The sequence below is a fragment of the Singulisphaera acidiphila DSM 18658 genome, from assembly GCF_000242455.2.
Lineage (GTDB): Bacteria > Planctomycetota > Planctomycetia > Isosphaerales > Isosphaeraceae > Singulisphaera > Singulisphaera acidiphila.
The window spans coordinates 2,730,745-2,746,136 of record NC_019892.1 but is presented as its reverse complement, the minus strand read 5'-3'; the positions used below and the strand labels follow the sequence as shown (position 1 = coordinate 2,746,136).

At 61.3% G+C, this 15,392-nt stretch carries 9 protein-coding genes; 7 read left to right on the top strand and 2 right to left on the bottom strand.

Annotation, left to right across the window (positions count from 1 at the left end):
- Positions 1-180: 180 nt before the first annotated feature.
- The 5 genes from cmk to SINAC_RS10955 all read left to right on the top strand — a co-directional run bounded on the left by cmk (position 181) and on the right by SINAC_RS10955 (position 5,426).
- Positions 181-870: a (d)CMP kinase gene (gene cmk, locus SINAC_RS10980; protein WP_015245706.1), complete on the top strand. Its 690-nt coding sequence runs from the start codon at positions 181-183 to the stop codon at positions 868-870.
- The gene (locus SINAC_RS10975; RefSeq protein WP_015245705.1) at positions 867-1,598 is read left to right on the top strand and encodes a lysophospholipid acyltransferase family protein; all 732 of its coding nucleotides are present in this window, start codon (positions 867-869) and stop codon (positions 1,596-1,598) included. The genes cmk and SINAC_RS10975 overlap by 4 nt, the downstream gene beginning before the upstream one ends.
- A gap of 159 nt (positions 1,599-1,757) precedes the next feature.
- Positions 1,758-2,150, top strand: coding sequence for a hypothetical protein (locus tag SINAC_RS10970; RefSeq protein ID WP_015245704.1), 393 nt, complete (start codon positions 1,758-1,760; stop codon positions 2,148-2,150).
- 27 nt (positions 2,151-2,177) lie between these two features.
- Complete coding sequence (locus SINAC_RS10965; RefSeq protein ID WP_015245703.1) at positions 2,178-3,128, top strand: SDR family NAD(P)-dependent oxidoreductase; 951 nt, start codon at positions 2,178-2,180, stop codon at positions 3,126-3,128.
- A 1,311-nt stretch (positions 3,129-4,439) separates the two neighbouring features.
- Complete coding sequence (locus SINAC_RS10955) at positions 4,440-5,426, top strand: extracellular catalytic domain type 1 short-chain-length polyhydroxyalkanoate depolymerase (RefSeq protein WP_015245701.1); 987 nt, start codon at positions 4,440-4,442, stop codon at positions 5,424-5,426.
- A 72-nt stretch (positions 5,427-5,498) separates the two neighbouring features.
- On the opposite strand, the gene SINAC_RS10950 is transcribed toward SINAC_RS10955, so the two are convergent.
- Both SINAC_RS10950 and SINAC_RS10945 read right to left on the bottom strand, forming a co-directional pair.
- Positions 5,499-6,323, bottom strand: coding sequence for a Matrixin (locus SINAC_RS10950; RefSeq protein WP_015245700.1), 825 nt, complete (start codon positions 6,321-6,323; stop codon positions 5,499-5,501).
- 172 nt (positions 6,324-6,495) lie between these two features.
- The gene (locus SINAC_RS10945) at positions 6,496-8,217 is read right to left on the bottom strand and encodes a tetratricopeptide repeat protein (protein WP_015245699.1); all 1,722 of its coding nucleotides are present in this window, start codon (positions 8,215-8,217) and stop codon (positions 6,496-6,498) included.
- Positions 8,218-8,628: 411 nt separating this feature from the next.
- Between SINAC_RS10945 and SINAC_RS10940 the strand changes: the two genes are divergently transcribed.
- Complete coding sequence (locus SINAC_RS10940; protein WP_015245698.1) at positions 8,629-11,979, top strand: hypothetical protein; 3,351 nt, start codon at positions 8,629-8,631, stop codon at positions 11,977-11,979.
- A 308-nt stretch (positions 11,980-12,287) separates the two neighbouring features.
- The gene (locus SINAC_RS10935; protein ID WP_015245697.1) at positions 12,288-15,389 is read left to right on the top strand and encodes a PSD1 and planctomycete cytochrome C domain-containing protein; all 3,102 of its coding nucleotides are present in this window, start codon (positions 12,288-12,290) and stop codon (positions 15,387-15,389) included.
- The last annotated feature ends 3 nt before the right edge of the window (positions 15,390-15,392 follow it).

Sequence of the window (15,392 nt, the reverse complement as noted above, 5' to 3'; positions counted from 1 at the left end):
GGAAAGTTCCTTCACGGCCCAGCCTCGCGACACTTGCTGACGCGGGACTGGGCTTCTCTACGCGCCGACAACGATCGTGTTCCGTTGGACCCGATCCTCTCCAGCGGATAGACTGCCAAGTGACGTCCGGTGACAACCGGTTCTTGTTCAACTTCCTTGGCGGGTGAGGTGCGTTCCACGATGCGGCGGGTGATCACGATCGACGGGCCCGCGGGGGCAGGCAAAAGTACGGTCGCGCGCCAGCTCGCCGAGCGGTTGGAATGGCGATTGCTCGATACGGGCGCCATGTATCGCGCGGCGACCCTCGCTGCGCTGCGGGCAGGAACCCTTTTGGAAGACGATCAGGCCCTGGGAACGCTCGCGGCGAGCCTATCCATTCGGCTCCCACCCGGATCGGTCCTCCTCGACGGCGAAGACGTCAGTGCGCTGGTCCGGAGCGTTGAAGTCACCCGCGCCTCACGCTTCCTGGCCGATAGCCCGAGCGTTCGCCGCCAGCTCGTCGCCTGGCAGCGCGAGTTCGCCGCCGAGAACAATGTCGTTGCCGAAGGTCGCGACCAGGGGACGGTCGTCTTTCCCAACGCCTTTCGTAAGTACTTCCTCACGGCCAGTCTCGAGGAACGGGCCCGCCGCCGCCATGCCGAATTCGAGGCCAAAGGGTCTGAGATCGCGTTGGATTCGGTCACACGTGACCTTGAGGAACGCGACGCTCGCGATGCCGCTCGAGCCATCGCCCCGATGAAACCGGCCGTCGATGCCTGTGTGATCGACACCACCGGGATGCGCCTGGACCATGTGATCGATCAGATTGAGCAGGACATTCGTTCCCGCCTCAAGCCGAAACCTCTCGTGGGAGAGGAGACCGCGCGATGAGTAACGAGACGGAGACGACCCTGCAACCGCGCCCTCCCCTCGACCGATCGCGGCTGGCGATGGGCTGGTATCGCTTGGTGCAAGTCACGGTCGCGACCCTCCTTTCTTCGGTCAGTGGGATTCGGGTGAGTGGGCGGAACAACCTCCCCCCTCAGGGGGGGGCGCTGCTGGTCTCGAACCATGTCAGCCACCTCGACGTCTTCATCCTCGGCATTCCCTTACACCGTCCACTCAACTATGTAGCGCGATCGACCCTGTTCCTGCCCCTCCTCGGGACATTCATCCGCTCGGTTGGCGGTTTTCCGATTCAACGAGAAGGCATGGGGGCCCAAGGTCTCAAAGAGACCCTACGGCGGATCAAGAAAGGGGGCATCGTCGTTCTCTTCCCTGAAGGGACCCGAAGTCGTGACGGTGAACTCGGTGAATTGAAGTCGGGCATCTCGGTGTTGGCGTCCCGGGCTCGTGTGGCGGTTGTTCCGGCTGGGATCGCCGGCACATTCGAGGCCTGGCCGCGGTCGCGGGCTTTCCCGCTCCCCCACCCCGTCCGGATCCACTACGGTCCACCGATCCTTCCCGAAGAACTCGAGGGACTGGACACGGAGGCTGTCACCAAGTTGATCCGGGCACGTATCCTCGACTGTGTCGAGGTGGCCCGCGCCGGCCTGCATCGCGACCTGCAGAGTGACCCGGAGAAAACTGCGGTTGGACGAATTGGCAAGATGGGTTAGAGTCCCGACACTTTGAGGGCCCGTCAATACGGATCCAACCACTTCTTGCGTCGGCAACTCGGTCGAATCACGCAAACGTCCATCAGGTATTGGGGCCAATTTCGGTCGCGCCGGAGGCGCATGGTTCCGAGGCTTTGATCGCGGCAAAGGAGTATCGCCATGCGACATGCCCGACTCTTACGAGGAGGCCTCGGGGTCTTCTTACTCGGCTGGGTCCTGAGCTTGGCCGGCTGCACTCACAACCACTATTACGGCCCCGGTGTGCCGGTTTGTGGTCCGACGGCCGTGGCGGTCCCTGCCACCGTCACGAACGGAGCGGTCTGCGAAGTCCCCACTCAGGTGGATGGTGGCAGCGTCGTTGCCCAGGGTTCAGGCCGGACGACGATTGTGAGCGGGGCCCCGATTTACTCCGGAACCCAGGCCCCACGCGTCGTCGTCAGCGAGCCGAATGCGGGGTCACGGTTTGGCCGTTGGCAACGCGCCAACCCGGACGCCGGCCTGGCCACGACCCGCGTGGAAGGGGCCTACAATGACACCACGACCAATCGTTAAGCCTCCTCAAAGGAATCGCGAATCGCAATGGCACGTCGCCGTAATTGGAATGACGCTCGTTGTCTCGTCACCGGCGCCTCCTCGGGGCTCGGATGCGCCATGGCCCAGCACCTGGTTCGCGCAGGCGCTCGAGTCGTTCTGACGGGTCGCTCGAGCACCAAGCTTGACTCTATCAAGAGCGCACTGATTGAGTCAGGTGCCGACCCGTACGCTGTCCACACCTTGGCTGCCGATCTTACCAAAGCCGGCGACCGCGCTCGCCTTGTGGAATTCACGACGGAGCGACTGGGAGCGCTGGACCTCGCCATCAACAGCGCCGGCGTGGGAGCGACGGGGCACTTCGAGACGCACGACCCCTCCGTCCTCCGTCAACTTTTCGAGATCAACGTCTTCGCACTCGCCGAGTTGAGTCGACTTCTCCTTCCGGTTCTGTCCCAAGGGGATCGGCCATCCCTCATCAATGTGGGATCGATCGTCGCCCGCCGAGGCCTACCGGGCCGGTCCGAATACACGGCCAGCAAGTTCGCAGTGGCCGGATTCACGGAATCGATCCGGGCGGAATGGTCGAAATACGGGATCCATGTTCTGCTCCTGAATCCCGGGTTCACGGCGACCGAGTTCGAGCGGAACCTCATCATCGACACCGCCCGCTATTCCGTCACCAAGCGAAGAAGGATGACGGCCGGTACAGTTGCGGACGCGGCCCTTCGGGCCGCGCTCAGTGGTCGCAATGAGTTGACGTTGACTGCGGGAGGGCGACTCCTGCTCCTCGCCAATCGCGCCATCCCTCGAATCGTCGATTGGGGTTTCAAGCGCTGGACGCTTCACCTCTTCCCCGAATCACCGGTCCTCCAGCGTCCCAGGACCAAGTCCGTTCCACCACTCCGCCCCGAGGGAACTCCCTTTCCCGGGCGGCCACACGCCCTCCGCCCTGAGCGGTTGGGCGAGTCGAGCCATCAACACGCCTCGGCCGATTAAGCCGAGGTGGCCTCACCTCGCATTTCCCGTCTCCAAGCGCTGGGCGCTCCCACGGGAGCCGAAGCCGTAAACGGCCCCGTGGAACCAATTTCACGAGATAGCTTCCGGTGGATTGGCAGTAACCCCGCCATCTTACTCGCGAATTCACGAGATAGCTTCCGGTGGATTGGCAGTAACCCCGCCATCTTACTCGCGAACCGAGAAACGACCAATCACAACGAGCCCCGAGGATTTCCCGGAACCCCTCCGCGAATCCCCGAATGGAACACCGCGTCGTTGAAACCGATGTTCGGTTCCCAAAACTCGATATCGGCACGGTCCTTGTTTGCCTCCTTACGTAGACTCGTGAGCCAAATCGGGCAGGTTCGACCCAAACGAGGTCCACGTCCGCCGGCTCGTGCTTGGCTTCGACGGTGACCGACGCCCCCTTGCCCTTATGGGATTGCGCCCCGGGGAGGAGTGAGATGGGCATCCGCATCAGGTAGAGGCCATAGCCGGGTAAGTCGGTGGTATCGTCGCCGAGATTATTCCGGCGGAGTGTGTGGAGGTGGTTCAGATAGCGGGCTTTTTGGTCGAGAACCAGCGTTGGCTCCAAGCCGATTCCTGTCCCTGTACTCGTTGTGTTCGCCAATGTGATGTCTGCGAGCGTCGATGAGCCGGTCTGGATTGGGGTGGCGGTGCCGAGCAACGTGTTGGCGTTAGCCACCAGGTTACCCGAGGCTGGCATCTGAACCGTGGTCGTTGTCACCGTCTGGTTCTCGACCCGCCGCTGACGAGGTTGGACGGCTGCGCAACGGTCGTTGCCGAGGTGAGGGCCGCCACGTCAGCCCGTCTCTGGTAGGCCGAGAATGATGAGGTTGAACTTGCCGAGGTCCTCCTTCATCTGGTTCTCAAACTCGGTTCGATTCCAGTTATGACAAATACAAAAAAATTCGAATATAATGTTTATACGTAATGCAGTGATCGTCGTGGTTGTGCGTCATTGTTAGAAAATGTCGTGCCGAGAGAACAATTGGGCCGCAACCCCGTCTCTCTAAACGGGATCTTCGCTCACATTGCACAGCATGGGGCCCTCGAGTCGGCTTGTGCTGAACTGTTCAGCGTTGATGTTCCCCCCCTGGAGATGGAATTCTGGGGTGAGCGGGAGCAATGGGCGGGCGAACAACTCAGGACAAGGGAGACGCTCGGTTTCATTGAGGGACTCAGCCTCATACCGTGGACCGCATCGGGAATGGTACATTCAATCGCAATGTGACGATCGAATGTCCACGCTGTCCCCCAAAAGGTGGCAGGCTCAAGGAGGCCCGAAACATGGTCCCATTGCTGGCCCTGACCCTGGTCATTACTCAGATCAGCGCACTTGAGCCCGGTGACTCCACCCGCACCATCACCGTGGGCGACCTCGAGCGGAGCTACCTCGTCCACGTTCCGAAGTCCTACGACGGCAGCAAGCCCGTCCCGGTCGTGTTGGTGTTCCATGGCGGCGGGAGCAACGCCGGGCAATGGGTCCGTTTCTGTGGCCTCAACGAGACAGCGGACAAAGCGGGCTTCATCGCCGTGTATCCGAATGGCACGGGTAAGAAGATCGAAGGCTACCCGGAGGACGTGTTGACTTGGAACGGCGGCAGACGACAACCAGGCGGCAACGACGCCCTCTTGCAGAAGGTGGACGACGTGTCCTTCACCCGAGAATTGCTCGACGATCTGGCGAAGGTCGCCAAGGTCGATGCGCAGCGGGTCTACGCCACGGGCATGTCAATGGGGGCAATCATGACGTACCGCCTCGCCTCGGAGTTGTCCGACCGCATCGCCGCCATCGCTCCCGTGTGCGGCCCGATGGGAACAGAGACGTGTCGTCCGAAGCGGCCCGTGTCGGTGATCCACTTTCACGGCACCGAGGACGAGGCTGTACCACTCAAGGGGGGCAAAGGTAAGTTGGATGTCTCGGGGACGGACTTCTACTCCGTCGACCACTCGATCCGCGCCTGGGTGAAGGCCAACGGATGTCATGAGAAGCCGACGACGGATGAACTCCCAGACCGGGTGGACGACGGCACCAAGGTGATCCGCAAGACATACAGTGGTGGCGAGGACGGTTCGCAGGTCGTCCTGGTCGTCATCGAAGGCGGCGGGCACACGTGGCCGGGTCGGGAGTTTGGCCCGGAGCTCAAGGTGCTGGGAAAATCCACCAAGGATGTGGCGGCCAATGCGCTGATCTGGGAGTTCTTTGAGAACCACCCGATGAAGCCATCCACCACACAACGCGCATCAAAACAACCGACGACCAATCTGCCTTGAGCGATGCGGGAGTCAACAATCTTTGGACCGATCTCAATCGACAAACGGTCAGCATCGACGGAGTGTCACGGTTCACTGTGTCTCTTGGGGAGCTCCGACCTCATCCCGCCTCCTGAGCGCGTCCTTACTCGCGTCGCCAGGGATCTCGGCGAGCCAGTTCCAGAGGCGGCGGGCTTCGTCTTTGCTGTCCTGCGAAGTCGCGTCAGCTGCGTTCTTTCGCAGGGTTTCAACCGTCAACGTTCCTGGAATCTTCAGAGCCTTACGACGAGCGGTCGCCACTTCATCAGTGTTGAGCCGGGTGCCGGTTGTGCCCGAGGCAAGTAAATTTGTTCGGTTCTGCCGGTGGGAAAGTCCCAAGGCATGCCCCAACTCGTGAGCCGTCACCCGGGGAATCGGCTCGTCAATCCCCCCCTCGACCGGGCGCAGTCCTGCCGTTTCCTGGACCATGGCGAAATCGCCACCCATCCAGACACCGTTGACCGAAAATTTGTGAATGTAATAGACATTGATCCCGGACGTCAACCGTGTTAGCTCAGGCACGAGCATGGAATACCGTTCCAAGGGAACGACTCCATTGAGCTCGCGGGCCAGTCGGAATTGGTCGGTCCGTGCGGCCGGCTCGCGAACGATGGATTCGAGACCCCAGTGGATCCCGGCCTTGTTCCAGATTCCATTCACTTTGCGAAGAATTCGCGCGAGATCGTCGTCTGTCAAGCGGCAGTCGATTTCCGGTAGGTCGGACGCTGTCAGAAGGTGAAGACGCAGGGGGATGATCAGGAACGAGTCGTAAGCCGGTGGTTCCAGTACGTCCGGAGAAGGTTCCTCACCCCCAAGGCTGAACGAACAGGCGAGCAGACCACTGATTGACAGGAAGGTTCGCCGGCGCAACAGGCTCATCACGACGCTCCGGAGGAAAGTCTGAATGGTCGATCATCACCCGGAACGGCCAGCGACTCAAGCTCCTCATCCATCAGCTCGTTCTCGAGGGATACAGGTATTCCCTGGCGAGGTCAGGATGCCCGTGGGTCGTCCACGGTCTTGAGGAATCAATGCCGCTGGTGAAACGGCCTTAGGTGGGAAGTTTTGCCAGCGGTTCTCCGCGTCGTACCCCTGAGCCCAACTGGCTCGTTGCGAAAAGGCCGCTTCGAGCGCCGGGCTCGAGAATCGGACCGAACGAGCTGAGCAGGGAGAGCGGACCGGCGATAATTGTGGGAACGGCCCGGTGATCCGGATCCTGACGCCGTTCGCGTCCGTCGGGACTGGCCGAGTCGTCAGGGGGAGGTTGGCTGGCCAACGCATTCCAGGCCGTTGGTGTTTGAGACGGTTCGACCACGTTTGGGGCTCGGCCGCTCCTGAGCAATCGATGCGCCTGGGGTTCCGACGGCGAAGCGGTCGGCAAGTGGATCAAGGTCCCCATCGATGGAACAAGACTCGCGACGGCGAGGTCAAGGATCAAGGTGCCCTGAAGGTTTGCTCGCGGAGTGGGCCGAGGCGTAGGTTCAGGCGCAATCGGAAGCGAACGGGCCACAGGGCGAGGCACATCCGTTCTCGTGCTCTCCTGAATCTCCCTGTCATGTGACGGCAGGTCCTCCACGATCAGCCGAGCCCGGGCCGCCGCCACAGCCAGCGGCTGGCCAAGCGACTCGCCGACGCTCTCGTAGAGGTCGGCCCAGTCATCATCGCTCAGAGTCTCGGGTTGTTCGACGAGCATCAGCAAGCTGACGAGCGCGTCCGTCCCGTCGGCAAGGCTTTCAGACTGGGTCGGAAGATCGAGCCAATGACCCAGCTTGATGGAATCGCGAAGTTGCCTGACGTGTTCCTGGCAGTCGCGAAGCGGGGGAAATGTAGGGTTGTTCCTGAACGTCAAAGCAAGAACGCGGTCAAGGATGGCCAGAGCTTGCATCCTGAGCAGCTCTTGCTCAAGCTGGTGCAGTTCCGCGTCGGCCAGGTCGTCGAGGACTGAGGCGAGATCCTGGAGCGTGCCGAGTATGATCGCGGGGGGATTGGGAATACGCAAAGACTGAATGCGCTCGACGGCCTCGCCCTGAAGCGCCTCGAATCGTTCGCGACACGCCTTCAATTCCCGCACGCTGTCCGTCGACGGCGGGGCACCGACCGAACTCATCGATCGAGCGACCGACGCGAACGATTCTCCCACCTTTTGGAATTGGCTGGAGAGGACGACCAGATCTTCCGACAGATCACGGCCCATCGAAAGGCCGCTCGGGAGGTCAAACGGATCAAGGAATGGCTGGATGAGCGCCTGTGCTCCAGCCCAGTCCCCCCGATTCCGCAGGATCCGAACCAATTCTTTCCGACCTTGGACCGACTCGGGATGATCCGGTCCGAGCGCATCGTTGCGAATGGCCAAGGCTTCACGGAGACACTGTTCGGCTTCGTCAAGCGCGTCGCGCCGCCAGAGCATGCCGGCAAGGCAGGTCAAGCTGACCGCATAGTCGGGATGGGACCGTCCCAGGACCGTCCCTCGAATGGCCAGCGACCTCCGAAAGAGGCCTTCAGCCGAGGCTAGGTCGCCCTGGAGGAATCGGAGCTCACCGAGCATGCTCAAACCGAGCGCGAAGTCGGCATGCTCCTGGCCCACGACCTGATTTTGCAAGTCCAGGAGTTGGCGAACCTTCTGCTCCGCACCACCGTACTGTCCCTGAGTGAAGAGTCTTTCGGCCTCGTTCTGCAACCACGAAGCAATCTCTTCGTAGGAATCCCCTCGGCTGGCGACCTCTTCACCGGGATCCCCGCCACTCAATTCGCGATCCGGGCCGCTGGAGGACACAGGGAGTTCTCCGTCAGGTGAAGACCCGTGGCGAGTTGATCCAGTGGATTCGGTCGAAATCACGGTCATATCCGACAAAGACCCTGGTCCGCTTGCAGTCGAAACGTTCCCCACGTCTTATCGGCGTTGACGGAGCCTCTAACCCGAGAAATTCCTAAGATGAAGAATTCCGATTGCTACTCTTATTATGGTGCGCGGTCTTGGACTCGCAATAATTTTCTCGCCTGGCCCCACTTTTGAGGTTTGTCCCTGGAACTTTCCTGGTCTGAGTCGTCGCGCCAAGGAAAACATACGGATGGCCAGGGTCCATGGACCACGCCAGTTCGGGCCACTCTGCGAGTCGTCCTTGGCTGAGAAGACCGGGGCGGATACGATGCGTTCGTTCCGGAGACGCGAGGAGACCCGCAGCCGATGATGGACGACGGTGGTGATGATTGCTCGATCGATGTTACTGAGCTCGAACGTATCCTCCGCGCCACCGAACCCGGGGCGTTCCTCGTCCCGCCACGGATCCTCCGTCGAGTCATCAAGAGCGACCTCGGACTGGCCCGGGTTGGCGTCCATATCCCCCATCGACGCCTCTATGTTTCCACTGGCGGCTCGCTTCGCGGGGTCGTCTCGGAAGAGGAACTCGGCCTCGATAAGTCGGGGGCCGGGTGGCCTTCCATCGCCATCTTGCTTGAGCGGCCGACAACGGAAGACCTGGCATCGTCGACTCGCGAGGCGATCCTGGGAGACTACTGGCGCCTCCTGTTTCACGCCCAGGTCCACGTGGGGATGGAGCGGTCGCTGGCTCGTGAGCGGACGTTCGACAACGCCATTCGAAAGCGCATCGAACGGATTGGGAACATCGAATTCGACGAGATTCGCACCGTCCTCCGTCAGGAAGGCCTCCTCCTGGCTTTGGCCGACGATCGGTCCGTTCTCATCGAGTTTGGGGCCTACTACCTCGAACTGCGACGATTCGCCCCGGGCCTCCTCGCCCACACCTTTCCCGCGATCGAAGACCCGACGTCCGTCGATTCACTTCTCGCCGAACTCGTCGACGACGAGGTGCTCTATCAAGCGACGAAGCTGGAAGGGGCCGTCGCTCCCCTGATCGAGACGATCCCGGGTTCGGTCGAGGGCGAGAATGAGGAGGACGCCGAAGGCGAGTTTGAATCCGAACCGCGGGACGATTGGCCGATCGAACGCGCCACCGGAGCCTCCAAGCGCCTGCTCGATCGGGCCGACGCCATTGCCGCTCGAGGTAACCTGGTCCGTGCGGCGATCCTCCGCACCGAAGCGGCTCGACGTACAACCGCGGAACTCGCCGAGTCGGTCCGAGCGGGAGCACGAAGCGAACTCGACCGCTTGATTCGACGACTCCAGCGTGCCCTCGCCTTCGACGATTCCGAGGCCGAGCGATGGCGACGCGCCTTACCCGCTCTCCTGGATCGCTCGGCTCGAGGGTTCTGGACCCCCGAGGCTCGCCTGCTCTACGACCTTCAGAAAGTTTGCGTCGACCACGAGCGTGAGGTCTTCACCACAGACCTCGTCGGATGGATCGTCTCGTGGGGGCGCCGGCCGATTCGCCGGGTTCAGCCCTACCTGCGCGAGGTCATGACCGCCAACCACTTGAGGAGTGCCTCGAAACGACTCGCCTCCACACGTCTTCGGGGGGAGGATCGGACCCGATTGGCGACGCTCCTTCACGCCTCCGTCAAACGGGGCGAGCTCGTCCTGAGAGATCGACTCCGCGGTCCAATTGACGCCACACTCACCACGACCGGTTTCAAGCCAAGGAACCTTCCCGAACGCGTCGCCTACCGGAAGTTGATCGAGGAGTTACTGGACCGCATCGCCAGCCGAGGGTTCCTCTCGCTCGGCGACCTGCGCGACGCCTGCTCACGCAGCAACCTCAAGATGCCCGACCTCGCGAGCCCTCGCGAGTTCCTCGAGGGCGACCGCCTGCTCAAGGCCGACGAGGCGCTCTCGAAATCGCTAGACGGTGTCTACCGCCAGGGGGAAATCTATCTCCGATCGCTCCAACGGTTCAGCTCACTGGCATTCGCGACCTCGATCGGCCGGTTCCTCACCTCGTACGTCGCCTTGCCGTACGGAGGTGCTTTTCTCATGCTCGAAGGGCTCCAGCACATCATCGGTCCCCTCGTTCACTGGCTAGGCGGCGGACATATTCATATCATGAATCTGCCGTCATTGCTGGTCCTCGGAACCGTGGCACTCGGGGTTCTCGACTTCCCGAACTTCCGCCAGGGATTCCTGATGGCCGTCCGGGTTGTCGGTCGCGGCCTGCGCATGGTCTGCTTTGATTCGCTCGCCTGGGTATTGCGTCAACCGTTGCTTCGCTTCCTCTTCGTCGGCCGGTTCGCGTCTCTGGTTTGGCGGCTCTTGCTCAAACCGGCGATGGTCACGGTGCTTGTCTGGGGTGTGGCGAAGTCGTTGGGCTTGGGCCAGCAATCGGTCTTTCTGCTTTCCGCGATTGTCTTCGTCTGCGCCAATCTCGTGATCAATTCGCGGCTCGGCCGAAACGTCGAGGAAATCGTCGCGGATGAAGTGGTCCGAACCTGGAAACAACTCTACCGCGACATCGTTCCGGGCATCTATCGGCTTATCGTTGGTACGTTCGACAGGGTGCTCGAGACGGTCGATCGCCTCCTCTACGCCGTCGACGAATGGCTGCGGTTCCGATCCGGCCAGAACAAGGCGATGCTCGCGACGAAAGCGGTGCTGGGGGCAGGCTGGTTCTTTGTCGCTTATCTGGTCCGTATCTATGTTAATGTGCTCATTGAACCTCAAGTCAATCCGATCAAACATTTTCCGGTCGTGACCGTCTCTCACAAAATTATCTTGCCTCTTTCTTTGACGCTGACCAAACTCCTGGCTGCACCTCTGATGCCGCTGGGCAAGGTCGTGGCGAACTTCATCGCCGGGTCGACCGTGCTCCTTTTACCGGGCGTGTTCGGCTTTCTCGTCTGGGAGCTCAAGGAGAACTGGAGACTCTATCGAGCCAACCGCCGCGAGACGCTCGGCCCGATCGCGGTCGGGAGTCACGGTGAGACCATCGGCCGACTGCTGCGTCCCGGCTTCCACTCGGGAACGCTCCCCAAGCTGTTCACCAAGCTCCGCAAGGGAGAGAGACGCTGGCTTCGTGAAGGCCGAGAGAAGGGCATCATCAAGCAGAACGAAGCACTCCACCACGTCGAGGAGGCGATCAGGCACTTCATCGAACGCGAGTTTCTTGCCTTACTTCGTGAGAGTCGGACGCTCGGTTCGATGGAGATCGAGGTCTCCGCACTGGCACTTTCGACCAATCGAATCACATTCGAGCTCTCCTTACATCAGGAGAATGCCGACGTGATCCGGATTGAATTCGTCGAACAGTCGGGCAGCCTGATTGCGGAGGTCGCCGAGCCGGGATGGCTTGCGAACCTCTCCGAGGTGCGCCGGCAAACGTTGACGACCGCGATCGTCGGCCTCTATAAACTGAGCGGGATCGACCGCATCCGAGTACACCCCGGCGACCCTCCAGCTCGCCCCCCTCATCCGAGGGATCGCGACGGTGACTACTCCGTACTGATCCCATTTCAGCGGATCACCGTCTCCTGGAAAAGCTGGGTCGAAGCCTGGGAAAAAAAGCTTTCGACCACGGCCTTCGATCCAACCTTCACCGAAGGCCTGGGGATTTTGCCCCCGACGACCCAAGGCAGAAAACGGACCTCACGCTCCATCTCCCGGCGCACGGAGAACGAGCCCCGCTGATGGCGGCAGGACCATCTTTTGCAGCAGCAGACCAAGGGCTCTCGATCATCAAAAACGGCCATCCTTCGAGGTCAGTGCAGACAAAAACCTTCCCAGCAAGTCGGGCAACCTTGATCCGAATTCTCTCGTCAGACGGGACACAGCCCGTCGTGGGATCAGCTTCTGATCGCTTATCATGAGAGTGGCCCATGCCCACCCTCCATGAGCAGGAAATTCACCAGGTTGTGCCCATTGATTGCCATCCTTGATAGAATGCGGCTCGTAACGATGAACGGCTCTCAGTCGCAAGTCATGAGGGATCAGGCACAATGACTGGCCACCGATTGCGCGGGATGTGTTTGATCTTGCTCGGCATGCTGATGTCAGGCCGAGTAATTCTCGCCGATCAACCCACACCGCTCGTGGACGGGTCGAAAACAACGGTCGATTTCGACCGCCAGATCCGCCCCATCCTTTCGGACACATGTTACAAGTGCCACGGGCCCGACGCGGCCGAGCGCCAGGCGGAACTGAGGCTCGACCTCCGCGACGCAGCGCTCCAACCGGCCGAATCGGGCAAGCCCGCGATTGTCCCCGGTCAGCCTGAGGCAAGCACGCTGGTCAAGCGTGTCTTCTCCACAAATAAGAGCTTCGTGATGCCTCCGCCCGAGAGCAACCGGACGCTCACGGTCGAACAGCGAACCCTCTTGCGCGATTGGATTGCCGAAGGGGCGAAATATCAGACCCACTGGTCATTTACCGCGCCCGATCGTTCGCCGCTCCCAGCGGTGAATGATCGCTCTTGGCCACGGAACGCGATCGATCACTTCATCTTCGCGAAACTCGAGAGGGAGAATTTGGCTCCCTCCCCTCAAGCCGACCGGACAACCTTGATTCGCCGGTTGACCCTCGACTTGACCGGGCTTCCTCCCACCCCGCGCGAGGTCGACGCATTCCTCGCCGACGGCCACACCGACGCATATGAGAGGCTCGTGGACCGGCTGATGAACTCGAGCCGCTACGGCGAACGCATGGCGCTCGACTGGCTCGATGCATCCCGCTATGCCGACACGCACGGGTACCACATCGACAGCGGTCGAGATATGACGCTCTGGCGAGACTGGGTCATCGACGCCTTCAACCGTAACATCCCGTTCGACCGTTTCACGGTGGAACAACTCGCCGGTGACTTGCTCCCCAATCCCACACTCTCCCAGCAAGTGGCCAGTGGTTTCAACCGAAATCATATGATTAACTTCGAGGGTGGAGCCATCCCCGAGGAGTACCAGACCGCCTACGTGATCGACCGGGTGAACACCACGGGAACGGTCTGGCTCGGCCTTACCATCGGCTGCGCGCAGTGCCACGATCACAAGTTTGATCCGGTGTCCCAGAAGGAATACTATCAGCTCTACGCCTTCTTCAATAACTTGCCCGAGAACGGTCTCGACGGTCGCAAAGGGAACGCCGAGCCGATGATCCCCGTCCCGAGCCTCGCCCAGGCCGCCACTCTCGACAGGCAGACCAAGGCCATCGGCGACCTCGAACAGCGACTCAAAGGCCCATTGCCGTCAGTCGACGCCCAGCAGACCCAGTGGGAACGTTCGCTGAGCGAAGCGATCGCAACGGACTGGGTGGTTCTCAACCCTGACGCGATGACCGCGAAAGAAGGGACCACGCTCGAGAAACACGAGGATCAGTCCATCGTGGCCCGAGGCGCGAACCCGGACAAAGACGTTTATACCCTCACCACACTCGCTCCTCGCGAGCCGATCACAGCAATCAGGCTCGAAGTCCTTCCCGATGAATCCCTGGTCGGCAACGGCCCAGGACGCTCGGTCAATGGGAACTTTGTTCTCACGGAGGTTCGTTTCGACGCGGGCGAGCCGCTCAAAATCAAGTCGGCGCATGCCGACTTCAGCCAGTCCGAATTTCCGGTGGCTCACGCAATCGACGGGAAAAAGGCAACCGGGTGGGCGGTCCATCCCGAGGTCGGCAAGTCGCATTTCGTGGTCTTCGAACTCGAGAAACCGCTGGTTGCCAAGGAAGGGACGCGACTGGCGACGACGCTCGAGTTCGAGTCCGCCTGGGAGCGTCACCAACTCGGCAAGTTCCGCCTCTCCTTCACCACTTCGGAACGCCCTCTCGGGCGGCTCAAGCTCCCGGAGAAGATCGCCCGGATCGTCGGGGGGAGCGAGGAGCAGCGATCTGCGGTGGATGCGAGTGCACTACGATCGTACTACCGAACCCAGGTCTCGGCCGAGTGCATGCCCTTGAATCAGCAACTCGCCGAGCTCAAGAAGGCACACGCCGACATCGAGAAGTCGATTCCTACGACGATGGTCATGCGCGAGATGAGCACGCCTCGCGAAACCTTCTTACTCGATCGCGGCCAGTATGATAAGCACGGCGAAAAGGTCGTGGCCGGGACTCCCGCAAGTTTGCCTCCCCTGCCCAAGGGGGCTCCTGCGACACGGCTGGACCTCGCTCGATGGCTGGTCGATCCCGCACACCCGCTGACGGCCCGCGTCACCGTCAACCGACTCTGGCAGACGATCTTCGGGACCGGCCTCGTGGAAACGTCCGACGACTTCGGCTCGCAAGGAGCACTGCCGAGCCACCCCGAGCTGCTCGATTGGCTAGCCGTCGAATTCCGCGAAGGGTGGGACGTGAAGGCGATGATCCGGTTGATCGTAACCTCGGCCACCTATCGACAGTCCTCAATCAGCTCACCCGACCTGATTGCGCGTGATCCCAACAATCGCTTGCTGGCTCGAGGCGTCCGACACCGGCTCCAGGCGGAGTTCATCCGTGACCAGGCGTTGGCGATGAGCGGGTTGCTCGACCTCCGCATCGGAGGGAAAAGCGTTTCCCCCTATCAGCCTGCGGGGCTCTGGGAAGAACTTGCGTCCCGCCTCGACGGGCAGAACTGGACAGCGCAAACCTACGAACAGAGCCGTGGTCGCGACCTCTATCGGCGTACGATGTACACCTTCTGGAAGCGAACCTCCCCGCCGCCGACTCTCGTCACCTTCGACGCCCCCGATCGCGAGACCTGCACCGTCCGGCGCTCTCGCACCAACACGCCGCTCCAGGCGCTCGTCTTGATGAACGATCCCACCTATGTCGAAGCCTCGCGAAAACTCGCCGAACGCATGATCGTCGAAGGTGGTTCAACGCCGGAAGATCGAATCACGTTTGCCTTTCGCCTCGCCACCGCTCGACGGCCGACCGCGGACGAGTTGCAAGTTCTCAGTGAACTCTTCCAGGCCCAACACTCCGCGTTTCGCCAGGACGTGGACGCGGCCTTGAAACTGCTTGGCGTCGGCGAGTCGCGCCGCAATGTCGACCTTGATGTTCCGGAACTGGCAGCCTGGTCCATGGTCGCCAGTGCGATCCTGAATCTCGATGAAACCGTCACAAAGGGATAAACT